Origin of the sequence: Pseudomonas sp. W17 (assembly GCF_040268305.1) — a bacterium.
Taxonomy (GTDB): domain Bacteria; phylum Pseudomonadota; class Gammaproteobacteria; order Pseudomonadales; family Pseudomonadaceae; genus Aquipseudomonas; species Aquipseudomonas protegens.
The window spans coordinates 4,906,306-4,933,107 of the sequence record NZ_CP158490.1; the positions used below are offsets into that span (position 1 = coordinate 4,906,306).

11 protein-coding genes are annotated in these 26,802 nt (G+C 64.6%); 8 read left to right on the forward strand and 3 right to left on the reverse strand.

The features are described from left to right. The first annotated feature begins 2 nt into the window (after positions 1-2). From ABCR88_RS22550 to ABCR88_RS22560, 3 genes are all read left to right on the forward strand, one after another. Positions 3-1,394, forward strand: a complete 1,392-nt coding sequence (locus ABCR88_RS22550; protein WP_325985037.1) for an efflux transporter outer membrane subunit — start codon at positions 3-5, stop codon at positions 1,392-1,394. 100 nt (positions 1,395-1,494) lie between these two features. Continuing rightward, on the forward strand, positions 1,495-1,794 hold the full coding sequence (locus tag ABCR88_RS22555) for a DUF3349 domain-containing protein (protein WP_041119246.1): 300 nt from the start codon (positions 1,495-1,497) through the stop codon (positions 1,792-1,794). Between the two features lie 18 nt (positions 1,795-1,812). After that, positions 1,813-2,250 carry an SMI1/KNR4 family protein gene (locus ABCR88_RS22560; protein WP_350403572.1) on the forward strand — a complete coding sequence of 146 codons (438 nt, stop codon included), beginning with the start codon at positions 1,813-1,815 and terminating at the stop codon, positions 2,248-2,250. A 10-nt stretch (positions 2,251-2,260) separates the two neighbouring features. Here ABCR88_RS22560 and ABCR88_RS22565 read toward each other — a convergent pair whose 3' ends face one another. Continuing rightward, positions 2,261-3,889 carry a twin-arginine translocation signal domain-containing protein gene (locus tag ABCR88_RS22565; RefSeq protein ID WP_350403573.1) on the reverse strand — a complete coding sequence of 543 codons (1,629 nt, stop codon included), beginning with the start codon at positions 3,887-3,889 and terminating at the stop codon, positions 2,261-2,263. Positions 3,890-4,096: 207 nt separating this feature from the next. On the opposite strand from ABCR88_RS22565, the gene pvdM reads away from it, so the two are divergent. Genes pvdM through ABCR88_RS22580 form a run of 3 tightly spaced genes read left to right on the forward strand, consistent with a single transcriptional unit; the run spans position 4,097 to position 7,728 of the window. Then, complete coding sequence (gene pvdM / locus ABCR88_RS22570; RefSeq protein WP_041119250.1) at positions 4,097-5,470, forward strand: pyoverdine-tailoring dipeptidase-like protein PvdM; 1,374 nt, start codon at positions 4,097-4,099, stop codon at positions 5,468-5,470. A 21-nt stretch (positions 5,471-5,491) separates the two neighbouring features. After that, on the forward strand, positions 5,492-6,787 hold the full coding sequence (locus tag ABCR88_RS22575) for an aminotransferase class V-fold PLP-dependent enzyme (RefSeq protein WP_041119252.1): 1,296 nt from the start codon (positions 5,492-5,494) through the stop codon (positions 6,785-6,787). Between the two features lie 47 nt (positions 6,788-6,834). Beyond that, positions 6,835-7,728, forward strand: coding sequence for a formylglycine-generating enzyme family protein (locus tag ABCR88_RS22580; RefSeq protein ID WP_123472803.1), 894 nt, complete (start codon positions 6,835-6,837; stop codon positions 7,726-7,728). A 54-nt stretch (positions 7,729-7,782) separates the two neighbouring features. Here ABCR88_RS22580 and ABCR88_RS22585 read toward each other — a convergent pair whose 3' ends face one another. Next, the gene (locus tag ABCR88_RS22585; protein WP_019094655.1) at positions 7,783-8,646 is read right to left on the reverse strand and encodes a formyltransferase family protein; all 864 of its coding nucleotides are present in this window, start codon (positions 8,644-8,646) and stop codon (positions 7,783-7,785) included. Between the two features lie 200 nt (positions 8,647-8,846). On the opposite strand from ABCR88_RS22585, the gene ABCR88_RS22590 reads away from it, so the two are divergent. Then, the gene (locus tag ABCR88_RS22590) at positions 8,847-10,499 is read left to right on the forward strand and encodes a cyclic peptide export ABC transporter (protein ID WP_325985038.1); all 1,653 of its coding nucleotides are present in this window, start codon (positions 8,847-8,849) and stop codon (positions 10,497-10,499) included. Between the two features lie 95 nt (positions 10,500-10,594). Further along, complete coding sequence (locus ABCR88_RS22595) at positions 10,595-13,066, forward strand: TonB-dependent siderophore receptor (protein WP_325985039.1); 2,472 nt, start codon at positions 10,595-10,597, stop codon at positions 13,064-13,066. 495 nt (positions 13,067-13,561) lie between these two features. On the opposite strand, the gene ABCR88_RS22600 is transcribed toward ABCR88_RS22595, so the two are convergent. Continuing rightward, positions 13,562-26,794 carry a non-ribosomal peptide synthase/polyketide synthase gene (locus tag ABCR88_RS22600; RefSeq protein ID WP_350403574.1) on the reverse strand — a complete coding sequence of 4,411 codons (13,233 nt, stop codon included), beginning with the start codon at positions 26,792-26,794 and terminating at the stop codon, positions 13,562-13,564. Between the last annotated feature and the right edge of the window lie 8 nt (positions 26,795-26,802).

A 26,802-nucleotide genomic window follows, 5' to 3' on the forward strand; every position in this document is an offset into this window, starting at 1 on the left:
CTATGAAAGTGCACCTGACCCTCCTGACCGCCAGCGTCTTGCTGGCGGCCTGCAGCAGCCCGGCGCCGCGCCCGGAAAGCGGCCTGCAAGCACCGGCGTCCTGGCACTCTCCCGCCAGCCAGGGCGACCGGCAGCAAGACCTGCGCTGGTGGACCCGTTTCGGCAGCCCGGAGCTGGACCAACTGATCGCCGAAGCCCGGGCCGGCAGCCATGACCTGGCCGCCGCCATGGCCCGGGTCCGCCAGGCCCAGGCCAGTGCCATCGTCGCCGGGGCTCCGCTGCTGCCCAGCGTCAATGGCACCTTCAACGCCAGCCGCAGAAAACAGTTGCGCGGCAACAACTCCAGCCAGCTCGATTCCAGCAGCAACAGCACGGTCACGAACTCGTTCGACGCGGGCCTGAGCGCCACCTATGAAGTCGACTTCTGGGGCGGTCGCCGCGCCGCCTACGACAGCGCCCTGCTCGGAGTCCAGGCCAGCGAGTTCGACCAGGCCACCGTTGAGCTGACCCTGCTCAGCGGCGTGGCCAACAGCTATGCCCAGGTCCTGTCGTTGCGGGAACAGAGCCGCATCGCCGAACTCAACCTGGCCAATGCGCAGAACGTGCTGCAACTGGTGCAGACCCGCTATGACTCCGGCTCGGCCACCGCCCTGGAACTGGCCCAGCAGAAAAGCCTGGTGGCCGCCCAGCAACGCCAGGTGCCCCTGGTGCAACAGCAGGCCGAAGAAGCGCAGATCACCCTCGCCACCCTGCTGGGCCGGCCGGTACAGAGCCTGAAATTGAGCGACCAACCCTTTGCCCAATTGAGCTGGCCGACCATCGACGCCGGCGTACCCAGCGAACTGCTGACCCGCCGTCCCGATATCGCCGGTGCCGAGGCCCGGCTGGCGGCGGCCCAGGCCGATGTCAAAGTGGCGCGGGCGGCCATGCTGCCGACCCTGACCCTGACCGCCAACCTGGGCACGGGCTCCGACAAGCTGGGCGAGGTCTTGCGCAACCCCTTCTACAACCTCGCCTCCGGCCTGGTGGCGCCGATCTTCAACAACGGGCGCCTGGGCGCCGAACGGGACAGGGCCACGGCGCGCCAGCAAGAGCTGCTGGAGACTTATCGCGGGGCGATCATCAATGGTTTTGCCGATGTGGAGAAAGCCCTCAACAGCATTCGCGGCCTGGACCAGCAGCGCCAGTGGCAGAGCGAAGAACTGAACCAGGCGCAGCGCGCCTTCGAGATCGCCCAGAGCCGCTATCAGGCCGGCGCCGAAGACCTGCTGACCGTCCTGGAAACCCAGCGCACCCTGTACACCGCCCAGGACCAGAACGTGCAACTGCGGCTGTCGCGCCTGCAGTCGAGCATTGCCCTGTACAAGGCCCTGGGGGGCGGCTGGAGCCACTGACACGGCGGGAGTGCCCGGCCCGGTCACTCCCGCGCCCGGCGCAGCGGTCGAGCGTGAAATCGCTTAGAATCCCCTCCCGCCCCACCGCCAACAGAACCCCATGCCCCTCGAAAATGCGCCGCACGACCCACTGGCAGACCTGTTGGCCCTGCTGCGCAAGGTCTACCCCGACGGGCTCGACAACCGCGACTACAAGCGCCTTCTGGTGCTGCTGTACCCGCACTTGTGCGACCGCAATCTGGCACAGTTGATGGCGCAGCTCACCCACAGGGACGCGGACCTCATTCTCAACGACCTCTACGCCGCCGTGACCGGCCAGCCGCCGCCCGCCGCAGAGCTGGAAGCGTTGCAGGCGCTACTGGAGCGGCACGGCGCCCTAGCCCTCCTGACGGACGACTGACTGCGCAAGGAGCAAACAATGAACGTCGAGGACTTCAAGCAACCGCTGGACGAGCGCAAGCGCAGCCATCCGATCTGGTTCGAACTGCCGTCGGACCGCCTTGCCAGCCAAACCCAAATCCTGGAGGCGCAGCAGGCCTTGGGGCTGCAACTGCCAGCCGAATACGCCTGGTTCCTCAAGGAGTGCGGCGGCGGCTACTTTGCCCTGGGCACGCTCTACTCACTGGACAGCAGCAGTGATTTCCACCTGGTGCAGATCAACCGGGCGCACCCGGCCATCACCGGCCGTCACCTGCTGTTTTCAGAGAACTGTTGTGGTGACTTCTACGGGTTCAGGATCGAGAACCGGCACTGCCTGGCGCCGGTCGAGTTTTTCGACCACAGCTGCGGGCAATGGCAAACCAGCCGATACAACGGGCTCTTGAGCTTCCTCGCCGAAGTGGCCCTGAGCAACTGAATCCCCCGCCTCACAGCTTCAAGTGCTGGGCATACCAGGGCCGCCGCGGTGCCCGCTTGAGCAGGTCCAGCACCTCTTCGTCGCGGCTCAGGGCGATGCGCAAGGCCAGCTTCATGACCTCCTGATCCATCTCCAGGGACATTTCTCCCGGGGCATTGCCCAGGGGGCCGCAGCCATGGGTCGAGGCCCCCAGCCACGGGTCGTCGATCTCGACCCAGCGCCCGGGAGCGAACCAGGGCACGCCATTGACCTCGCGGCGCAACACTTCGCCGGGGTGGTAGCGCTCGTGAGCCCGGAACCAGTCGTCGATCCGGTCATCGATCCAGCCATGGAATTTCCAGAACATGGGGTGCACGTGGGACGAGAAGGGATCGCCGAGAAAGTCATTCTGCGGCTGGTACCAGCGCCCGGCGAAGTCCGAGGACAGGCGCGCTTCCATCACCGGCATGCCGTTGGAAGGATCGCGGGCGACATCCGCCCAGCGCATGTGCAGCCAGTCGTGCAGGCCCAGCTCGACCTCAGACCCGAACTGGCCCAGGGTCAGGCGGCTGAGGTACTCGGGGTCCTGGTACTGCGACTCCCAGACCTGGAAGTTGCCATAGAACGCCGCATCGCTTTTCAGCCCGTGCAGCCATTGGGTGAACTCTTCATCGTCGTCGGCCACCCAGGCCGGTGGCACCGAGCAGCCGTCATGGTTTTCGAAATAGCGGATAAAGGCCTGCCGGTCCTGCTCAAGACGGGCACAGGGCTGCGGCAACTGCTGCCAGGACACCAGGTCCGGCTGCAACGAGCGAGCGTGCAGCAACATGTGCCGGTGCATAAACAGAAAGTCGATACCCGAGGCATTGCGATGCTTGCGCCGCCCACGGGCATCACGCTCATGCTTGACCGGGCCCGGCTGCCAGCCGAGCCCCCGCAGGCTGTTGCGCTTGTCCTTGGGCAGGGTGTGCCAACGGTCCCGCGAGGCGTGCCAGAGTTGGTGGAACAGGCGGTGCTGCGGCGATACCAGCCACGCCAGCAAAGCGGGGCTCAGCCCGCTCTGGTCCCGGGCGGCAGGAAAGACTCGCTTGCGCGCCACAAAACGCGCCGCGGATACCGGCGCCAGTGGCGACGCCTGCAGCGACTGCAGGCTGCCACTGAGGGTGCCGCTGCCGGCATTGCCCCAACTGGCCCAGACCTCATCGAGCACCACCTGGCATTCATGGCTGGGGGCACCGGCGATGCGGCCACCGGCAAACAAGCGCCAGCGCAACCTGGCGGCGTCCACCGACGCCAGGTCGCCCTGCACCATGAACTCCACCGGGCCGTCGCCTCGCAGGCTCTGCGCACGCCCCAGGAGGCCACGCAAGCCGCGCCCGGTGGGGCCGGCATCCAGCAACAACTCACACCCTTTACGAGGCAGGGATTGCGGTCCGTTGGCGTCAAGGAACTCGATATCCCAGATGCCCCGCAGGTGATCGGCAAGGCGCACGCCAGGGTCCAGGGCCACCTCCAGCTTGGCTTCCCCGGGGGTGATCTCCTGCTCTTCCTTGCGGCGAACATCCTGACGCAGCAACTCCTTCTGGGTGTAGTACGCCACAGGGATAGCCGCTCCCGTCACCGCCAGACCGGTCAAAAATCCTCTTCTCGAAAACCTCATCGCTCTACCTTTATCCAGTGGCGCGTCACGCATCTAGCTAGAACGTTGGATTTGCAGGGAAATTTACCGGCCAGCGATTCCCGCAACGCTAAATTTGCTCTCGGCCAGCTCGTTTATCGCGGATAGATGTGCACAAAAGGTCGGACCCGGCAGCACTGAACCCCAGGGCCCGACCCCGTCATCAGCCCGCCTGCGACTGGGATAGCAATGATCAAAATATCTGGTAAGAAAACCCTCTATCTGAGCCTGCTTATACTCATCGTCGCCGCCCTCGGTGTCGGTGCCGGCGCGGCCTGGCACTACTACTGGAAGGACCGGGTGTCCTACCCCAGCGAGATCGTCAAGCACGCCAACGACCTGCAGGAGCGCATCATTTCCTTCGACAGCCACATCACCGTGCCCCTGGATTTCGGCACCGAAGGCAGCGAAGCGGACAAGGACACCTCTCGCCAGTTCGACCTGGTCAAGGCCGGTCGCGGCCGCATGTCCGGGGCCGCCCTGAGCATTCTGGCCTGGCCGGAAATGTGGAACGGCCCCAACGCGCCGCACCGCCCCACCGCTGGCTTCGTCGAGGAAGCCCGCCACCAGCGCGAGACCCGTTACCGGATCATCCAGGGCATGGTGCGTGACTTCCCCAACCAGACCGCGATTGCCTACACCCCCGCCGACCTGCGCCGCATTGCCTCCGAAGGCAAGGTGGCGGTGGTGATCAGCCTGCTCAACGCCTACGCCATGGGCGACGACCTGGACCAGCTGGACCAGTGGACTGCCCGGGGGATGCGCCTGTTCGGCTTCAGCTATGTCGGCAACAACGACTGGGCCGACTCGTCGCGCCCGCTGCCCTTCTTCAATGACACCCGTGACGCCCTCGGCGGCCTCTCGCCCGTCGGCAAGCAGGCGGTGCAGCGGCTCAATGACCTGGGGGTGGTGATCGACGTCTCGCAGATGTCGAGCAAGGCCCTGGACGACGTTGCGAGCCTGACCCGGGCACCGGTGGTGGCTTCCCACTCCGCCCCCAGGGCGCTGGTGGATATCCCGCGCAACCTCAGCGACCAGGAAATGCAACAGATCAAGGCCACCGGCGGGGTGATCCAGGTCGTGGGCTTCTCCACCTACCTGCGCCCCCTCAGCCAGCCGACCCTGGACAAGCTCAATGCCTTGCGCAAGCGCTTCGACCTCGGGCCGCTGCAAGGCCTGGAGAACGCACTGATGCCCGGCGACGCCGTGATCACGATCTGGCCGGAACAGCGCTTTGGCGAATACGCCAGTTCCCTGTACGGCATCCTCGATGAGGAACCCAAGGCCAGCCTCAAGGACTATGTCGACGCCATCGATTACACGGTGAAGAAAGTCGGCATCGACCACGTCGGCATCAGCTCGGACTTCAACGAGGGCGGTGGCGTCAATGGCTGGATGAGCGTGGCGGACAACCGCAACGTCACCGCCGAGCTGATCCAGCGTGGCTACAGCGATATCGAGATCGCCAAGCTCTGGGGCGAGAACTATCTGCGCGTCTGGGAACAGGTGCAGAAACTGGCCAAGCCTGCAAAACCCGCCCCTCAACCCGCCATCGCCGGCTAACCCATGACCACGAGCCTTCCTGTGACCAACCGTCGGACATTCCTCAAACAAGCAGGCCTTTTGGCCGCCGCCCTGCCCCTGGGCAACCTCGCCATCAGCCAGGCCCGGGCCGACAGTGCCACCGCCAGTGCTTCGCAGTGGACCCAATTGCGCCAGTTGTTCGACCTCGACCCGGACTACGTGCACCTGGCCAATTTCCTCATCACCTCGCACCCGAGGCCGGTGCGCGAGGCCATCGAAAAATACCGCGCAGTGCTCGACCGCAACCCGGCCATGGCCATGGACTACGACACCCAGTACACCTGGAAGCGCGAGGCCCAGGTGCGCGAAAGTGTCGGCCGCTACCTGCAGATCAAGCCCGGCCAGGTGGCCCTGACCGGCAGCACCACCGAAGGCCTGGCCCTGATGTATGGCGGCATCCACGTGCGCCCCGGGCAGGAGATCCTGACCACGGTTCACGAGCACTACTCGACCCGCAACGCGCTGAAGTACCGCACCCAGCGCGACGGCACCCAGGTGCGCACCATCGAACTGTTCAAGTCGCCCCACCGGATGTCCACCGACGAAGTGCTGGGCAACATCGACCGCAGCATCCGCGCCAACACCCGCGTACTGGGCATGACCTGGGTGCAGTCGGGCAGCGGCGTGAAACTGCCGATCGGCGAGATCGGCAAGCTGGTGGACCAGCACAACCGCAATCGCGATGAGCACGAGCGGATTCTCTACTGCGTCGATGGTGTGCACGGGCTGGGGGTGGAGGACATCACCTTTGCCGACCTGAACTGCGACTTCTTCGTCGCCGGCACCCACAAATGGATGTTCGGCCCGCGGGGCACCGGGATCTTCTGCTCGCGCTCGGAACAACTCGAACACCTGACGCCGATGGTGGCGACCTTCTCCGAAAACCAGAACTTCGCCACCACCATGACCCCCGGCGGCTACCACAGCTTCGAGCACCGCTGGGCCGTGGACCAGGCCTTCGACCTGCACATGCAGCTGGGCAAGGCCAACATCCAGTCGCGCATCCATGAACTCAACAGCTACCTCAAGCAGCGCCTGCAGGAGCACCCAGGCATCGAACTGGTCACGCCCCTGAGCCCGGAGCACTCCGCCGGCTTCACCTTCTTCCGCGGCCAGAACCTGGATACCGACGCCACCGCCGCCTGGCTGATCGAGAACCGCATCCTGGTGGACGCGGTGGACCGCGATGCCGGGCCGGTGGTGCGCATGGCCCCCGGCCTGCTCAACAGCGAGGCGGATATCGACCGGACCATGGACCTGCTGGGCAAGCGCCTGCGCAGCAGCAAGACCGCCTGAGCCGTTGCCACGCCCCCTGAACTCACATTGCACAAGGCTATTGACTGATGAAACCCATCGCCTGTTCCTCTCTGGCCGCCCTGGCCGGTTGCCTGATCAGCCTCAACGCACACGCGGTAGAACCGCCCAAGCCCGGCAGCGTGTTCAAGGACTGCAAGAACTGCCCGGAAATGGTGGTCCTGCCGGCCGGCAGCTTTGTCATGGGTACCCCGGAAGACGAAGTGGGCCGCGAGCCCGATGAAGGCCCGCAGCACAGCGTGACCTTCAAGAACGCCTTCGCCATGAGCCGCTTCCATGTCACTGCCGCCGAGCTTGATGCCTACATCCGCGAAACCGGTACCGTGATCAAGGACGGCGACGACCGCCCCGGCCGCCTGTGCCAGGCCAGCAAGCCACGCTATGAACAGGGGCCGCGCCAGCCGGCGGTCTGCGTCGACTACGCCGACGTGCAGGCCTATACCCAGTGGCTGTCGAAGAAAACCGGCAAGCACTACCGGATGGTCAGCGAGGCGGAACGCGAATACGCCGCACGCGCCGGCAGCACCGGTTCCTTCCCCTTCCCTTTCGATGAAGAAGGCCAGTACCAGATCACCAAGCACGCCAACACCTACGGCCCCAAGGACGGCTTCAGCTTCACCGCCCCGGTGGGCAGCTATCCGCCCAATGCCTTCGGCATGTATGACATGCACGGCAACGTCTATGAATGGGTCGCCGACTGCTGGCACCCCGACTACGTGGGCGCACCTGCCGATGGCCGGGCCTGGATGGAAGAGTCGGAAGGGGTATGCCTGGATGCCCAGATTCGCGGCAACGACTGGGGCGAGGCACCGGTATTCTCGCGTTCGGGCAACCGCAACAGCCGCAAGCGCGAAGTGCGCGGGGACTGGCTGAGCTTCCGGGTCGTGCGTGAGCTGGAACAGCCCGGCGCCAGCCACAAGTAGACACCCCGATGAACAGCGGCCCGGGGCAACAACCGCACCGGGCCACTGGCAGTATCAGGCGACGTCCCGGGCCTTGCCGGCCTGAGCCTGGCGAAGGTTCTCCAGCATCAGCCACAGGCCCTGGCGCAAGGCCGGGAACAGGCTGTTGTTGAAGTTGTTCCAGCGCAGTTCGAGGATGGTGTCCTCGGGGCCGATTTCGGTGTTGAGCACGTCATGCAGCACCTCGCCGGAGTCGATACCGTTGTCCACGTAGTGGAACGACGCCCCGGTCAGGTATAGCGGCGCGGTCGGCTCGGTTTCCTTCGTCGCCCAATCCACTACTTTCTGCCCACGGGCGCCGTACAGGGCATTCCAGGTGGCATAGGCCCCGCGACGCTCATAGGGCGATTCAATGCGGGTGATGCCCGGGTGGATGTTCATGATCCGCCGGGCGAAAGGCGCTCCCGGGCGCACCAGTTCATCGAGGATCACCAGCAGGCCGTCGAGCACCACGATATCGGCTTTGAGTTCCACCAGAGTGTCGTGCAGACGGCGTTCGAAATCCTGCTTGCCGGCGATGTGTTCGGCACTGCCGCGGGGATGGCGGCGATAGGTGGACGGCACGCTCAGCAGCAAGTCGTTGACCCGCTTGCCCTGCACTTCCAGGTCTGCCGGGTACAGCCACTGGCGGCCCGGCTGGTAGGCAAAGCCATAGTCACTGACCAACTGCTGGTCCCGTGGCGACTGCTCGTCATCGTCGTAGACCACGCCCACCAGTTCGTAGGCCTCGCCCAGGGGCGTCTGGTTCAGCGTCTGGACCAGAAATTCCAGCACCGATTTCATGTAGCGCTCGTGGTCCTTGTAAGCCACCGCCTGCCCGGCCTTGTCGGCGGCGGCATTTCGCAGGGACCAGACATACACCAGATTCTTCTTTGTCATTTGCTCGCTCTCGCTCAATGGTTCAGGCACTGCGTCGATACACGTGCGCCCACAGAACAAGAACGAACCACAGGCAGGGCAATTTATCCGCAGTGCCCGCCGGGCTGGCATGCCGAGCTAAATACTGGCGTCGGCGCTTCGTTTGTCAGGGGTAAGGGTCTGCGTGCTACGACCCTCTATCCACTCTCTGGGAAGTACTTATGACCGACCCCAAGCGCGGCGCCTTCAACGGTCTGCTCGCATTGCTCAGGCCCTTTCGCACCATCGTGGTGATCTCCGTTGCCCTGGGCATGGCCGGCGGCCTGGCCATCACCCTGTTGCTGGCCACCATCAACAACGCCCTGCACTCGGCGACCGGCATGACCCAAGGCGTGGTCCTGACCTTCGCCGCCCTGTGCGTGCTGGCCCTGGTCAGTTCCATCGTCTCGGACATCGGCACCAACTATGTGGGACAACGGATCATTGCCGCCCTGCGCAAGGACCTGGGTGAAAAAGTACTCTCGGCGCCCATCACCCAGATCGAGCGCTATCGCTCCCACCGCCTGATCCCGGTACTGACCCACGACGTCGACACCATCAGCGACTTCTCTTTCGCCTTCACTCCCCTGGCCATCGCCACCACCGTAACCCTGGGCTGCCTGGGCTACCTGGCGTACCTCTCGGTGCCGATGTTCCTGATGATGGTGGTGGCCATCATCATCGGCACCAGTGTGCAACTGGTGGCCGGCGGCAAGGGCATCAAGGGCTTCGATGAGGCTCGCGACCATGAGGACGAGCTGCAGCGCTACTACAACGCGATTGCCTCCGGCGCCAAGGAGCTGCGCATTCACCGGCCCCGGCGCTTTCGCATGAATACCCAGCGCATCCAGAAAACCGCGGATCGCATCAGCGATATCCAGGTGCGCTCGGTAAACATCTACATCCTGGCCAAGAGCTTCGGCTCGATGCTGTTCTTCGTGGTCATCGGCCTGGCCCTGGCCATGCAGGCCTACTACCCGAACCCGGACCCTGCGGTGATCACCGGTTTCGTGCTGGTGCTTCTGTACATGAAGGGCCCGCTGGAACACGTGGTCGGCTACCTGCCCATCGTCGGCAAGGCCAAGATCGCCTTCGCCCGGATCAGCGAACTGTCCGAACGCTTCTCTTCTCCCGAGCCGCACCTGCTGATGGACGACAGCGAAGCGCCGCAAGCGGTGGTGCACAACCTGGAACTGCGCGAGGTGCGCTACAGCCCGCCGCCGGTGGAAGGCAGCGAACCGTTCCACCTGGGCCCGATCAACCTGAACATCAAGCAGGGCGACATCGTCTTCATCGTCGGCGAGAACGGCTGCGGCAAGACCACCCTGATCAAGCTGTTGCTGGGCCTGTACCAGCCCCAGTCCGGGGAGATCCGTCTCAATGGCGAAGCGGTGACCGACCGGGCCCGGGATGACTACCGGCAGCTGTTCACCACGGTATTTGCCGACTACTACCTGTTCGACGACCTGGTCCAGGGCAATGCCGGCAAGTCGCTGGACGTCGCCACCCAGTACCTGAACCGCCTGGAAATCGCCCACAAGGTCAGCGTCAAGGATGGCGCCTTCACCACCACCGACCTGTCCACCGGCCAGCGCAAGCGCCTGGCCCTGGTCAATGCCTGGCTGGAAGAGCGCCCGGTGCTGGTGTTCGACGAATGGGCCGCCGACCAGGACCCGGCTTTCCGGCGGATTTTCTACACCGAGCTGCTGCCCGATCTCAAGCGCCTGGGCAAGACCATCATCGTGATCAGCCACGACGATCGCTACTTCGACATTGCCGACCAGTTGGTGCGCATGAAGGCCGGACGAGTCCTGACTGAACTGCAACCGGCGTGATTGTTTCCGGTTTATGGCAGCTGATGCGTCATACAGACAGAACTGAGAATTAATACCATTAACAGTCACTACATCTGCCGGATCTATAAGAGCATATGAGCATGCCCGCACAACACCGACTGACCCCTTTGACGAAAGCGCTGCTTCGCCAGGCCTTCTCGCCAAAACTGGCTTCCCGCACCCTGGGCCTGGCCCTGACCCTGCCACTGATGGCTCAGGTCCAGGCCCAGGAAATCCATTTCAACATCGTCTCGCAGTCCATGTCTGCGGCCCTGCAGGAGTTCGGGCGCCAAGCCAATATGCAGGTGCTCTACAACCCTGACGATGTGCAAGGCAAACGCAGCAACGCCCTCAGCGGCAGCTATTCGCCGGAGCGGGCCATCGCGGCCATGCTCAATGGCACGGGGGTGGCCTACACCCTCAAGGACAACTCGGTCACCATCCGCAACCATGGTGGCAACGGCTCGCTGGAACTGGGGACCAGCACCATCAGCGGCCAGGGCCTGGGCACCACCACCGAGGACACAGGTTCCTACACCACCGGGGCCATGCAGACCGCCAGCAAGCTGTCGCTGACGGCCCGGGAAACCCCACAGTCGGTCACGGTCATCACCCGCCAGCGCATGGACGACCAGAACATGAAATCCCTGGAGGATGTGCTCAAGGCTACCCCCGGGATTTCCATCACCAAGGACGGTCCGCAGCGGCCAACCTTCTATTCCCGTGGCTTTGCCGTCGAAAACCTGATGACCGACGGCTTGCCCAACGATTTGACCCACTACCTGAGCCGGGACATGAACTCCTCGGCTGACATGGCGATCTTCGACCATGTGGAAGTGGTGCGTGGCGCCACCGGGATGATGCAGGGCGCAGGTAACCCGTCGGCAGCGATCAACATGGTGCGCAAGCGCCCCACCGCCACACCACGGGTCACCGTCACCGGCAGCGCCGGCAGCTGGGACGACTACCGCACCGAGATCGACGCCTCCAACGCCCTCAACGAAAGCGGCACCCTGCGCGGCCGGGTGGTCGCCGCCTATCAGAGCAAGGGCAGCTTCCAGGACTTCGTCAGCAGTGAACGCAACGTGTTCTACGGCATCACCGAGGCCGACCTGAACGAAGACACCACCTTCACTTTTGGCGTCTCCAACCAGAGCGGCAGAAACAACACTTCCTGGGGTGGCCTGCCGGTTGCAGCCGACGGCAGCGACCTGCACCTCAAGCGCTCGACCTACCTGGGCAGCAAGTGGGAGTACTGGGATCAGAACAACACCACGGCGTTCAGCCGCCTGGAGTATCGCTTCGCCAACAGCTGGAAAATGCTCCTGTCCGCCAGCAAGAGCTGGTCGGACCTGAACATGCTCGGCTCCATTCCGGAACGCATGGGCGCCAACTACGATGAGTTCGGCCAGAATATCGGTCGCTACGACTACGAAGACCAGCAAAACAGCTACGACGGTTACGTCACCGGCCCCTTCTCCCTGTTCGGGCGTACCCATGAACTGGTGGTGGGCGCCAGCCGGCGCGACTTGACGTTCAAGGGCAAGGGCCTGCCCATCGACCTCGAGACCCATACCAACATCTACAAGCCCAGCGGCATTCCCAAGCCGGACATGAGTGCCAACCCCTGGACACAGCGCCGTACCAGCCAGCTGGAAGGCACCTACGTCACCACTCGGCTGAGCATCACCGATGACCTGAAGCTGATCCTTGGCGGGCGCCTGGACTGGTACGACTACGACGTGACCACCACCTGGAACGGCAAGCCTTCGGCCTCCAGCCTGCCGAACAAAGTGACACGCCACCTGACCCGCTATGCCGGAGCCATCTATGACCTGGACCAGAACCACTCGGTCTATGTCAGCTACACCGATATCTTCAAGCCACAGACCGAACTCGACGCCTCCAACGGCGCGCTCAAGCCGATCGAAGGCAAGAACTACGAACTGGGCATCAAGGGCGAGTACTTCGACGGCAAACTCAATGCCAGTGCGGCGATCTTCCGCATCGACCAGGAAAACCGTGCCAAGGCCCTCCACCCCGACCTGTGCAGACCCGGCACCGCCTGCTACGAAGCCGCGGGCCAGGTGCGCAGCGAAGGTATCGAGCTGGAAATCAACGGCACCCTAGCCCCGGGCTGGGAACTGGGGGCGGGTTACACCTATGCCTCGGTCAAGTACACCAAGGACTCCAACGAAGCCAACGTCGGCCGCCTGTTCGACACCGACATCCCGCGCAGCGTGTTCAAGGCCTTCACCACCTACCAACTGCCCGGCGACCTGAACCGCTGGACCATTGGTGGCGGGATCTATGGCCAGAACACCATCTACAACAAGGGCACCAACGACTACCTGAGTACCTTCGACTACCGCATCGAACAGAAGTCCTACGCCCTGGTGGATCTGATGACCAGCTACAAGGCTTCGGAGAATGTGAACATTCGCCTCAACGTCAACAACCTCTTCGACAAGCGCTACTACCAGAGCATCGGCACCAACACCGACTACGGCACTAGCCTCTACGGCGACCCGCGCAACGCCATGGTCACAGTCAGCTGGTCTCTGTGAATCACGTCCTCCCCCTGTAGGAGCCGGCTTGCCGGCGAAGGCGCCCTTAAGACTCGCGCACCTTCGCTGGCAAGCCAGATCCTGCAGCGCGATGAATTCCCCTCCCCTCCCACATCCCCTTCCGTAGGAGCCGGCTTGCCGACGAAGGCGCCCGCAAGTCATGCAGCGCCCCGGGTGACGTCTTCGCTGGCAAGCCAGCTCCTACAACAGTCGGATGCACGGTGCAGATCCCCGTAGGAACCGGCTTGCCGGCGAAGAGGCCCGCAAGTCATGCAGCGCCCCGGGTGACGCCTACGCTGGCAAGCCAGCTCCTACAGCAGTCAGATACACGGTGCAGATCCCCGTAGGAGCCGGCTTACCGGCGAAGGCGCCCTTAAGACCTGCGCACGTTCGCTGGCAAGCCAGCTCCTACAGAGCGAGGGCGAGCCGTTGATTTGCTTATGACGAAAACGACAAAGGCCTGGACCGTTGCCGGTCCAGGCCTTTGTCGGTGTCTCAGTTCAAGCAGGTCAGCAACTGCTCTGTGAAGCTCTCCAGCAAGGCTCGGCTGTCCACCATGGCTTCATGGCGGGCTTCGATATGATATGAAGCGGCTATCTCGCCACCCTGCACCTCGCGACCCATGGCCTGCTCCATGACCTGGATCCGCTCCCGGGCATAATCGCTGGACCACCATAGCCGCGGCGCAACCCGCAGGGGGCGATAGGCATAGGCCGCAGACAAGGCGCTCAAGTCATTGAACACCGCGCTGACCAGCGAGGCGTCGAACTCGGCCTTGAACAGCCCCACCACCCGATCCAGCTCGCCGGGAGCCAGGGGGATATTGCCAGCCACCCAGCCATGGATGCTCTGCCAGTCGAGCTCGGCTTCGCGCCTCAAGCGGCTCTCGATCATCTCCGCACTGCCCGGGAACTGCTGGCAGAGCTTGTCGATGATCGCCTGCCACTCGGACTCGGCCGTCACAGTGACTGGCATCTCCTGCGTCTGGATCTGATCGTCCCCGGCGCCCTGAGGCGGTGTCGGGTCGAGCAGGCCGAGGAAACGCACCGTCTCTCCCGCCGCCTCCAGTTCGCTGGCCACGTCCATGGCAATAGACCCGCCCAGGGACCAGCCCGCCAGATAGTAAGGACCTGTCGGCTGTACCTGACGGATGCTGGCGACATAGCGCTCGATCATGGCCTGCCATGAAACCTCGCTCCAGTCGGCTTGCAGGTAGGCCTGGTGCAGCACGCCATACACCGCGCAACGGTCGCGCAACTGCGCCACCAACGGCAGGTAGCCATACACGCTGCCCCCCGCCGGGTGGAAGCAGAACAGCGGCTGGCCGGAGCCGCCCAGGGCGATGACATTCTGTGCACTGTCGGGCTGACCGGCTGCGATCACACCAGCCAGTTGCCCCACGGTCGGCGCCGTGAACAGCGCATTGATGCTCAGTTGCACAGCCAGTGCCTGGTTGATGGCGCCGATCAGGCGCAAGGCATCCAGGGAGTGCCCACCCAACTCGAAGAAGTTGTCGTCCAGGCCCACCTGATCGACGCCCAGCACCTGGCTCCAGAGGGCGGCGACCTGCTGTTCCAGCTCGCTCTGTGGAGCGATGTAGGCCTGCTGCAACAGGCTGGCATCGGCCTTGGGCAGGGCCTTGCGGTCCAGCTTGCCATTGGGGCTCAACGGCAGCGCTTCGAGGAACAGCAGGTGCGCCGGCAGCATGTAGTCCGGCAGCACCTCCTTGAGGGCCGCTTTCAATTGCTCGCGCAGTTGCGCCTGGGCCTGCGGCGTATCGGCCGCCACCTGCGCGGCTGGCACTACATAAGCCACCAGTTGTGGCCCGCTCGCGCCGTCCTGGGCCAGTACAAGCGCCTCGCGTACTGGCGTCAGCTCCAGCAGCCGCGCTTCGATCTCGCCCATTTCGATACGGAAACCGCGGATCTTCACCTGGTGGTCGATGCGCCCGGCGTATTCGATCACGCCTTCGGCGTCATAGCGGGCCAGATCGCCGGAGCGATACAGGCGCCCACCATCGCTGCTGAACGGATCGGGAATGAAACGCTCGGCAGTCAGGCCTGGGCGGTCGTGGTAACCCCGGGCCAGCAGGTCGCCACCGATCATCAGCTCGCCAATCACACCGTTGAGCGGCAGGTTGCCGCTGCTGTCCAGCAGGTAGATGGAACGGCCCGGCAGGGCCTTGCCCAGTGGAATCACCGCCGGCAGCGGCTCGGTCCCCTTCAGGTAGGCACCGCAGTCATGGGCCGTGGCACTCACGGTGGCCTCGGTGGGCCCGTAGGTGTTGAGCAGGCAGGCGTGTTTCAGGCCGGCCTGCTTCCAGGCGGCCACGCCTTCCGCCGGCATGGCCTCGCCCCCCAGGTTGAGCTGACGCAGGCGGCCAAAGTCCCGCGGCCCCTTGGCGGCGAAGTCCTTGCCCAGCATGAACCAGTAGGCGGTGCTCAGATCGACGATGCTGATGCCCTGCTCGATCAGCTCGCGGTAGAAGGTTTCGCTGTCCCACAGCGCCTTGCCGCGGATCACCACCGAAGCACCACGGATCAGCGCCGGGTACAGCTGTTCTACAAAGGCATCGAAGTTGAAGGTGGAGAACTGCAAGCCACGGTCCGCAGCCGTCATGTTGAAATGGCTGGCGGTGGCCCGTGCGTGCTGGCTCAGGGCGTTGTGGGTAATACCTACGCCCTTGGGCCGGCCGGTGGAGCCGGAGGTGTACATCACATAGGCCAGGTTTTCCGCGCTGCTGCGCTCAGGCGGGTTGCCCTGCGCCATACCGGCCAGCCAGACGGGAGCCTGGTCCAGGCACAGGTACGGCACCGCGAGGCCATCCTGCAAACGCTCCAGCAGCGGCGACTGGGTCAGCAGCAACTGGATGCCGCTGTCCTGCATCATGTAGTGCAGGCGCTCCTGGGGGTACTCGGGGTCCAGCGGCACGTAGGCGCCACCGGCCTTGAGCACCGCCAGCAGGCCGACAATCATGTCCAGCCCGCGCTCCACGGCAATGCCCACCCGCACATCCGGGCCCACGCCCTGCTCGATCAGCTTATGGGCCAACTGGTTGGCCCGCTGGTTGAACTGGCCATAGCTCAGTTGCTCACCGGCGCACAGCAGCGCCACGGCATCCGGAGTGCGCGCGGCCTGGGCTTCGATCAACTGGTGGATATTCAGGCCCCGGCCCACTTGCCCGGCCGCCCGGCGGGACTCCTGTTCAACGGCCGTCCGTTGCCCGTCGCTGAGCAGCGAAAGATCCCCCAGGCACTGCCCGGGGTTGCCGATCATGGCCAGCAGCAGGTGCTGCAGGCCCTCGGCCAACTGCTGGATCGCGGCGGCACTGAAGTGCTGGCACGAATAGCTGTAGTCGAACGACAGGCGCTCAGCGACGAACACCGACAGGGTCAGCGGGTAGTTGGTCTGCTCATGATTGCCTACCGCGCCAAATTGCAGCTGTGCCGGCGAGCCTTTTTCCAGGGCTTCGGACACCGGGTAGTTCTCGAACACGAGGATGTTGTCGAACAGCGCCTCGCCCCCCAGGCCCGCCCAGCGCTGCACGTCGTACAGTGGCGTGTGTTCGAAGTCACGCAGGGCCAGGTTGCGCTCCTGCACAGCCTGCAACCAGTCGCTGACCGACAACTGCGGAAGTGGCGCGGCCACCACCGGCAAGGTGTTGATGAACAGGCCGATCTGCTGTTCCACACCCTTGAGTTCTGCCGGCCGGCCAGACACGGTGGCGCCGAACACCACAGTGTCCTGCCCGGTGCAGCGTTGCAGCAGCAACAGCCAGGCGGCCTGCACCAGGGTGTTGACCGTGACCTTCTGCTGGCGGGCAAACTCGCCCAGGCTGCGGGTCTGGGCCTCGTCGAGGGTGCAGCCATGGCTGCCATGGCCCTCCACCAGCGGCGCTCGTGCACCGGCAGCAATGGCCTGGGCCAAACGGGTCGGCTCATCCAGCCCCTGCAGTTGCTGTTTCCAGAAATGCTCACTGAGGGTTGCGTCCTGGCGTTGCAGCCAGGCGATGTAGTCGCGGTAGCGCCCGGTCAGGTGCTGCGGCAATTGACCGGCATAACGTTGCAGTACTTCACCGAGCAACTGCGAGTTGCTCCAGCCGTCCATCAGGATGTGGTGGTTGGTGTAGATCAGGTGGTAACGCTGCTCGCCAGTGCGCACCAGGGTCAGGCGCAGCAGGGGCGCAGCGGCCAGATCGAAGCCCCGTTGACGCTCGGTCGCCGCCAGGGTGTCCAGGGCTTGCGGGGCCTGCTGCGTCGAGCGCCAGTCGTGCTCGACACACTCCAGGCTGACCTGCTTGTACACCACCTGGATCGGCGCCGGCAGTTCGCCCTGCCAGAGGAAACCGCTGCGCAGGATGTCATGACGCTCGATGGTTGCCTGCCAGGCCTGGCGGAAGCGCTCGGGATCGAGCCCGTCTACATCCACTCGTAGCTGGTTGATGTAGTCGCCACCCTCCTCTTGATACAGGGTGTGGAATAGCATGCCTTGCTGCATCGGCGACAGCGGATAAAGGTCTTCGACCTTGGCCAGGGCCAGCGGCAAGCGGTCCAGCTGCTGCTGGCTCAGGCCGGCCAGCGGGAAGTCCGACGGCGTCGCGCCACGGTGCTCGGGCTGGCTGCAATGCTCGATCAGCGCCTTGAGTTCCCGAGCGTAGTCATCCGCCAGGTGCTCGATGGTGGCGGTATCGAACATCGCCCGGCTGAAGTTCCAGCCCAGGCTCAGCTCACCGCCATAGACCTGGCCATTGAGAGTCAACCAGTTGCCCAGGGGGGCGTGCAGGCTCTGGTCGTCGCCCTTGGCCTCATTGGCCGGGGCAAACCATGCCTGCTGGTCATCGAAACTGCCGTCGAACTGCCCCAGGTAGTTGAAGGTAATGCGCGGTACGGCTAGTGCGGCGAGGGCTGCCTGTGCTTGAGCATCCCCCAGGTAGCGCAAGGCACCGAAGCCGATGCCCTTGTTGGGCACGGCCCGCAGCTGTTCCTTGATGAGCTTGATCGAGTCGGCCAGGGCCGGCTGCGGCGTCAGCTTCACCGGGAACACGCTGGTGAACCAGCCCACGGTGCGACTCAGGTCGATGCTGTCGAACAGCTCTTCTCGGCCGTGGCCTTCCAGCTGCACCAGGGCGCTGCTGTCGCCGGTCCAGCGGGTGATGACCCGGGCCAGGGCGGTAAGCAGCAGATCGTTGATCTGGGTGCGATAGGCTGCCGGCGCGTCCTGCAACAGGCGTTGGGTATCACCCTTGCTCAGCCGGGTTTCGACACTGCTCGCGTGCTGGTTCTGCAACCCGTCGTGGCCGTGGTCGCAAGGCAGGTTCGATTCGACACCCTGCAACTGTGCCTGCCAGTAACCCAGCTCCTGCTGCAGCGCCGCGCTGCTGGCATAGGCCTGCAACTGCCCGGCCCAGGCTTGGGTCGAGCTGGACTTGGCCGGCAGTGCCTGGCCGCCCAGCAAGGCTTGCAGATCCTCCAGGAGAATCCGCCAGGACACCCCATCCACCACCAGGTGATGAACGATCAGCAACAGGCGCTGGCTCTGGTCGGCCAGGGTGAACAGCACGGCCCGCAGCAACGGGCCCTCCTGCAGGTTGAGACTGCTCTGGGCCTGCTCGGCAAACTGCTGCAACGCTTGGGCGTCGGCGACATTGGCCTGCCACAGCAGTTGCACCGGCTCCTCGGCATCGGCAAAGGCTGCACGCCACGTGCCCTGATGTTCGGTAAAGCGCAGGCGCAAGGCATCGTGCTGCACCGTCAGGGCCTGCAATGCGCTTTCCAGGGGCTGGGCTTGCAGCGCCTGTAGCGGCTTGAGCAGCACCGACTGGTTCCAGTGGTGACGTTCCGGTACCGGGGTGTCGAAGAACCACTGCTGGATCGGCAGCAGCGGCATCTGCCCACGCACCGGGCCCTGGTCGATCTGCAAACCACCCTCGCCCTGCTCCGCCACCGTGGCCAGCCCTTGCACTGTCTGGTGCTGGAACAGGTCCTTGGGGGTGACGCGGATACCGGCCTGCCGCGCCCGGCTGACCACCTGGATCGAGATGATCGAGTCGCCACCCAGCTCGAAGAAGTTGTCGGTGACGCCCACCTGCTCAAGCTTCAGCACATCGGCCCAGATCGCCGCGATCTGCTGCTCCAGGTCGTTTTGCGGCGCCACGTAGGTCTGCTGCATCAGCTGCGCATCGACTTTTGGCAGCGACTTGCGGTCCAGCTTGCCGTTCGGCGTCAGCGGCAGCGCTTCGAGGAACAGCAGGTAAGTGGGCACCATGTAGTCCGGCAGGCTTTCCCGCAGGCGAGCCTTGATGCTCTCGCGCAACTGCGCCTGGCGCTCGTTGCTCGACGCCACCTCGGCGTCCACCGGCACGATGTAGCCCACCAGCTGCTGGCCGCTCGGCCCTGGCTGGGCGATCACCGCCACTTCCAGCACCGGGTCCTGTTCCAGCAGGCGCGCTTCGATCTCGCCCAGCTCGATACGGAAACCCCGCACCTTCACCTGATGGTCGACACGGCCCACATATTCCACCAGGCCGTCGGTGCGGTAGCGGGTCAGGTCGCCGCTGCGGTACAACCGGGCACCGGTGGTGCTGTAGGGGTCAGGGATAAAGCGTTCCGCTGTCAGCCCAGGTCGATCCAGGTAACCCCGGGCCACGCCCAGGCCACCCAGGTACAGCTCGCCCGCCACGCCCACCGGTAACAGGTTGAGGTTGGCATCGGCCACGTAGGCGCTGCGGTTGCCAACGATATTGCCGATAGGCGCGTAGGCCGCATCACAGGGATCACCGACACGGGCCTTCCAGATCAACGGAGTGACCACAGTCTCGGTCGGGCCGTAACCGTTGAAGATGTACTTCGGACGCAGCACTCGCCACGCCAAGTCGTAACTGGCCTGGGGCACTGCATCGCCGCCAAAGCAGTAGACCCGCACCGCCGGCGGATTGCCGTCGCGCTCGGCGTGCACCGCCAGTTGTTGCAGATACACCGGCGGGAACACACCGACGGTGACGCCGTAGCGGTGCATCTGTTCGTAGGTGAATTCCGGCGACCACAGGCTGTCATCACGGATCAGCACGCTGGCCCCGTAGATCAGCGGGTGCATCCAGCCTTCGTGGGAGCCGTCGAAGGCGAAGGACATGAAGTGCAACTCGCAATCCGCCGGGCTCATTTCATAGCGCTCGCCGGTGGCCAGGCTGTGCATGGCCAATGGACCATGGGACACCGCCACGCCCTTGGGCAAGCCGGTGGAGCCGGAGGTGTAGATCACATAGGCGAGGTTTTCCTCGGCCAGATCCACTTGGGGGGCGCTGGCCGGGTAGCCGGCAAAATCTGCGGCCCGTTCCACCGACAAGGTCGGCAGGCCATCGGGGATCGGCAAGCGATCCAGCAGGTGGCTCTGGGTCAGCAGCAGCCACGCGCCGCTGTCTTGCATCATGTAGCGCAGGCGGTCCTGGGGGTACTCGATATCCAGCGGCACATAAACCCCACCAGCCTTGAGCACGGCCAGGAAGGCCACCATGATTTCCGCGCAACGCGGCATGGCGATGGCCACCCGCACTTCCGGGCCAACGCCCAGTTCGATCAACTTGTGCGCCAGTTGGTTGGCCTGAATATCCAGCTCGCGATAGCTCAGGCGCTGCTCGGCGAAGAACACCGCTGGTGCATCCGGAGCCTTGGCCGCCTGATCGGCAAACAGCTGGTGGACAAAACGATGGGTCGGGTAGACCACATCGGTGTGGTCCCAATCCTGGCGGATACGGTGCTGCTCGTCCTGCGTCAGCAATGGCAACTCACCCAGGCCGGTTTGCGCATGCTCCATCAGGCTCAGCAACAGGCCCTGCAAGTGCCCGCCCAACTGCACCATCGAAGGTTCAGAGAAGGACTCACGGGCATAGATGAACTCGAACGACAGGCTCGCCCCCAGGTTGACCGCGACCGTCAGGGGGTAGTTGGTCTGCTCGTGGTTACCCACAGCGCCAAAACGCAGTTGCGCCGGAGCGCCTTTTTCCAGGGCCTCGGACACCGGGTAGTTCTCGAACACCAGGATGTTGTCGAACAGCGCATCCCCGCCCAGCCCGGCCCAGCGCTGCACTTCGTACAGCGGCGTGTACTCATAGTCGCGCAGCGCCAGGTTGCGGTTCTGCACCGCCTGCAACCACTGGCTCACGGTCATGTCCGGGCGTGGCGTGGCCACCACCGGCAAGGTGTTGATGAACAAGCCCACCTGCTGCTCTATGCCCTTGAGCTCCGCGGGGCGCCCCGCCACCGTGGCGCCGAACACCACGCTTTCCTGCCCGGTGCAACGTTGCAGCAACAGCAGCCACGCCGCCTGCACCAGGGTATTGACGGTGACCTTCTGCTGCCGGGCAAATTCGCCAAGCCGTGCCGTCTGTGTCAGGTCCAGCTCGCGATGATGCTTGCCGTGGCCGGTGCCGGCCGCAATGTCCGCGACCCGGGACAGCGCCTGGGTCAGGCGGGTCGGTTCATCCAGCGTCTGCAGTTGTTCTTTCCAGAAGCTTTCACAGGCCTGGGCATCCTGGCGTTGCAGCCAGGCGATGTAGTCCCGGTAGCGGCCCGGAGCGTGGCTGGGCAACTGACCGGCATAACGTTGCAGCACTTCGCCGAGCAACTGCGAGTTGCTCCAGCCGTCCATCAGGATGTGATGGTTGGTGTAGATCAGGTGGTAGCGCTGCTCATCGATACGCACCAGGGTCAGGCGCAACAACGGCACGGCATCCAGCTCGAAGCCACGCTGGCGCTCGGCGGTGGCCAGGGTATCCAGGGCTTCCTGCTGCTGCGGCTGGCCGCGCCAGTCATGTTCGGTGCAGTCCAGGGCAATGTGCTTGTGCACCACTTGCAGCGGCGTCGACACCTCGCCCTGCCAGATAAAGCCGGTGCGCAGGATGTCATGCCGATCGATGGCCGCCTGCCAGGCCTGCTGGAAGCGCAGCGGATCAAGGCCGTCCACGTCTACCCGCAGCTGGTTGATGTAGTCGCCCGCCGCCTGCTCGTAGAGGGTATGAAACAGCATGCCCTGTTGCATCGGCGACAGGGGGTAGAGGTCTTCGACCGAGGCCATCGCCACCGGCAGGCGATCCAGTTGCTGCTGGTTCAGGCCCGCCAGTGGGAAGTCCGACGGGGTCGCACCCGCCTGCTCCGGTGTGCAGCAATGAGCCACCAGTGCCTTGAGCTCCTCGGCATAGTCGTCGGCCAGCCGCTGCACGGTGGCGGTATCGAACATCTGCTGGCTGAAGGTCCAGTTCAGGCTCAACTCGCCGCCATAGACCTGGCCATCCAGGCTCAGCCAGTTGCTCAGCGGGGCCAGTGGGCTCTGGTCGTCGCCCTTGGCTTCACCGCTGGGTTTGAACAGGGAATCCTGCTCGTCGAAACTGCCGTCGAACTGGCCCAGGTAGTTGAAGGTGATACGCGGCACGGCCAAGGCTGCCAGGGTCTGCTGCGCTTGCGCATCGCCCAGGTAGCGCAAGGCACCAAAGCCGATGCCCTTGTTCGGCACCGCCCGCAGCTGTTCCTTGATGAACTTGATCGAATCGGCCAGGGACGCCTGGGGCGTGAGCTTCACCGGGAACATGCTGGTGAACCAGCCCACGGTGCGGGTCAGGTCGATGCTGTCGAACAGGTCTTCGCGGCCGTGGCCTTCCAGTTGCACCAGGGCACTGGCTTCGCCGGTCCAGCGGGTGATGACCCGGGCCAGGGCGGTGAGCAGCAAATCGTTGATCTGGGTGCGGTAGGCCGCCGGGGCATCCTGCAGCAGGCGCTGGGTTTGGGCCTTGTCCAGGCGTGAACTCAGGCTGCTGGCGTGCTGGTTCTGCAACTCGGTCACCGGGCGGTCCAGCGGCAGGCTCGACTCGACACCCTGCAACTGGGCCTGCCAGTACTTGAGTTCTTCCTGCAACGCCGCACCTTGGGCATAGGCCTGCATCTGCTCGGCCCAGGCCTGGGTCGAGCTGGTCTTGGCCGGCAATGCCAGGGGCTGGCCGGCGCTGAGTTGAGCGTGGGCCAGTTGCAGATCCTCAAGCAGGATCCGCCAGGACACCCCGTCCACCACCAGGTGGTGGATCACCAGCAACAGGCGCTGGCTGCCGTCCTCCAGGCTGAACAGCACGGCCCGCAGCAGCGGCCCGTCCTGCAGGTTCAGGCTGCGCTGCGCCTCGATTGCCGACCGCTCCATGGCTTGGGCGCCATCCACTGCGACCTGCCAGAGCAGCTCCGGCCGCTGGCCGGCATCGGCAAAACGCGCCGACCAGCTATCCGCCTCCTGGCTGAACTGCAAGCGCAAGGCGTCATGCTGCACCCACAGGGCCTGCAAGGCGCTCTCTACCACCTCGGCGCGCAGCGGCTGGGCCGGCTTGAGCAGCACTGACTGGTTCCAGTGATGGCGTTCGCTCATGGGCAGCTCGAAGAACCACTGCTGCACCGGCAGCAGCGCAGTTGCGCCACGCACCGGGCCCTGGTCGATCTGCACCCCGCCCTCGCCCTGCTCGGCCACTGCCGCCAGCCCCTGTACCGTCTGGTACTGGAACAGATCCCGCGGGGTGAAGCGGATACCGGCCTGCCGCGCGCGGCTGACCACTTGGATCGAGATGATCGAATCACCGCCCAGTTCGAAGAAGTTGTCGGTGGCACCGACCTGCTCAAGCTTCAGCACATCGGCCCAGATCGCCGCGATCTGCTGCTCCAGTTCGCTCTGCGGCGCCACGTAGACCTGCTGCATCTGCTGGGCGTCGACCTTGGGCAGCGCCTTGCGATCGAGCTTGCCGTTGGGGGTCAGCGGCAACGCTTCGAGGAACAGCAGGTAGGCCGGCACCATGTAGTCCGGCACGTGTTCCTTGAGTGCCGTCTTGAGGCTTTCGCGCAGGGCGGCCTGGGCCTCGACGGTCGGGGTGGCCTCGCTCGGCACGATATAGGCCACCAGTTGCTGGCCGTTTTCGCTGTCATGGGCCAGGACAAAGGCTTCACGCACCGCCGCCTGCTGCACCAGCCGCGCTTCGATTTCACCCAGCTCGATACGGAAACCGCGGATCTTCACCTGATGGTCGATGCGGCCGATGTACTCGATCACCCCATCGGCGCGATAACGGGTCAGGTCGCCGGTGCGGTACAAGCGGCCACCGTCGCTGGAGAACGGGTTGGGTACGAACTTCTCGGCGGTCAGCCCTGGGCGCGCCAGATAGCCGCGAGTCACCCCGGCACCGGCCAGGTACAGCTCGCCGGCACTGCCCACCGGCACCGGTTGCAGGTCCGGGCTAAGGATGTAGCTCTGGGTATTGCTGATGGCCCGGCCGATATTGGCCTGGCCGCCGGCCTCGCGCCGGGTGTAGGTCGAGTAGGTGGTGTCTTCCGAAGGGCCGTACAGGTCGTAGACATGCACCAGCCCGGGCTGCTGATAAAGGCTATCCACCAGGGCCTGTTTCAGTGGCTCACCCGCCAGGTTGATGATCCGCACGCTGGGCGGAATCTGCCCGCTGCGGTGCAGCGCGGCAATCGCCGAAGGCACGGTATTGATCAAGCGCACCCGGTCGCGGTCCGCCAGCTCTGGCAGTTCCAGGGCGTTGCGGGCCAGGACGATGGAACCGCCGCTGGACAGGGTGACAAACAGCTCCCACACCGACAGGTCGAAGCAGATCGAGGTGGAAGCCAGCACCCCTTGCAGGTCTGCAGTGCTGTACACCCGGTTCGACCAGTCGATCAGCGCCAGCACGTTGCGATGGGCAATCGCCACGCCCTTGGGCAGGCCGGTGGAGCCGGAGGTATAAATCACATAGGCCAGATTGTCCGGGGTCGCGCGTGGCGCCGGGTCGTCTGTCGAGTAGCCATCCAGCCAGCCCGGCTGGGCATCCAGTTGCAGGGTCTGCAAGGACTCCACGGACGGCAGCAGCGACAGCAAGGCGCTTTCGGTCAGCAGGATCTGTGCCTGACTGTCGCGCAGCATGTGGGCCAGACGGTCCTGGGGATAATCCGGGTCCAGTGGCACATAGGCGCCACCGGCCTTGAGCACCGCCAGCAGCGCCACGACCATTTCCGGGGTGCGCTGCAAGGCCACGCCCACCCGCACTTCAGGCCCCACGCCCAGTTCGATCAGCTTGTGCGCCAGACGGTTGGCCCGGGCATTGAGTTCCCGGTAGCTCAGGCGCTGGCCAGCGAACAACAGGGCCTCGGACTCCGGGCTTTTCAGTGCTTGTGCTTCCACCAACTGCTGCACGCAACCATCGCCGGGGAACTCACCGGTGGCCGGGGTCCACTCGTGCAGCAACTGGTGCTGCTCGGCAGCGCCCAGCAGCGGCAGGTCCCCCAGGCGCTGCCCGGGTTGCTGGACAATGCCCTGCAGCAACTGCACCCAGGACTGGGCCAGACGCTCGATGGTGGACGCCTCGAACAGGTCGGTGGCGTAGGTCAGGGAGGCCCAGAGGCCATCTTCGGATTCGAAGGTATCCAGGGTCAGGTCGAACTGCGCGGCGCGCCCCTGCCAACTCAGGGTCTCGATGCTGAGGTCGTCCAGGCGCTGGCTCTGCCCGCCCTTCTTGACCGCGGTCTGGTGGTTGAACATTGCCTGGAACAGCGGGCTGTGGCTCAGGCTGCGCTCGGGGCGCAAGGCTTCCACCAACTGCTCGAAAGGCAAGTCCTGGTGGGACTGGGCCATCAGCGCGGTCTGCTTGACCTGCTGCAGGAAATCATTGAAGCCCAGTTGCCCGTCGACCTCGGCCTTGAACACCTGGGTATTGACGAAGAAGCCGATCAGGCGCTCGGTTTCCACCCGGTTGCGGTTGGCGGTCGGCACCCCGACGCGGATGTCCGCCTGGCCGCTGTAGCGGTGCAGCAAGACCTGGAACGAGGCCAGCAACAGCATGAACAGGGTCGCCCCTTCACGCTGGGCCAATTGCTTGAGGCCCAGGCGCAACTCTTCCGGCAACGGGATATCCAGCAACGCCCCCCGATAGCTCTGGATCGCCGGGCGCGAGTGGTCCAGCGGCAGCATCAGCAAGGGCTGCTCCCCGGCCAGTTGCTCCAGCCAGTAGCCCAGTTGCCGCTCACGCTCGCCGGCGTCCATCCACTGGCGCTGCCAGTTGGCATAGTCGGCGTATTGAATCGGCAGCTCCGGCAGGCTGACCGTGCGCCCCTGGCGGTAACCGGCATAGAGCTGGATCAGCTCGTCGACCATCACCCCCATCGACCAGCCATCGGAAACGATGTGGTGCTGGGTCAGGACCAGCACATGCTCGTCTGCCGCCACCCGCAGCAACTTGGCCCGCAACAGCGGGCCATTGCGCAGATCGAAGGGCGACTGGCTCTTGCTGTCGGTCAGGGCATGGACCTGGGCCTCATAGGACAGACCGCCGGCGTGCAGTTCGATGACCTCGATGTCCAGCGGTGCCGGTGGATGGACCACCTGTACCGCCGTGCCATCGTCTTCGGAAAAGGTAGTGCGCAGGGTTTCATGCCGGGCAATCAGGGTATCGAATGCATGGCGCAGCGCGTCGAGGTCCAGTTCTCCGGTCAAGCGCAGCGCCGTGGTGATGTGGTACGCGGTGCTGTCGGGCTCCAGTTGCCAAAGGAACCATTGGCTTTCCTGGGTATAGGAGAGAACCGGCGCCTCGTCGGCGCCGCGGCTGCAGATAGGAGCGATACCAAAGAGGTTGATGCCCTTTTCTTTAAGCAAAATCGCCAGGGCTCTTCTTTCCTTGGAAGAAAGCGTGCCTACCGAGTCGATTAAAGCTTGCATGTACTACC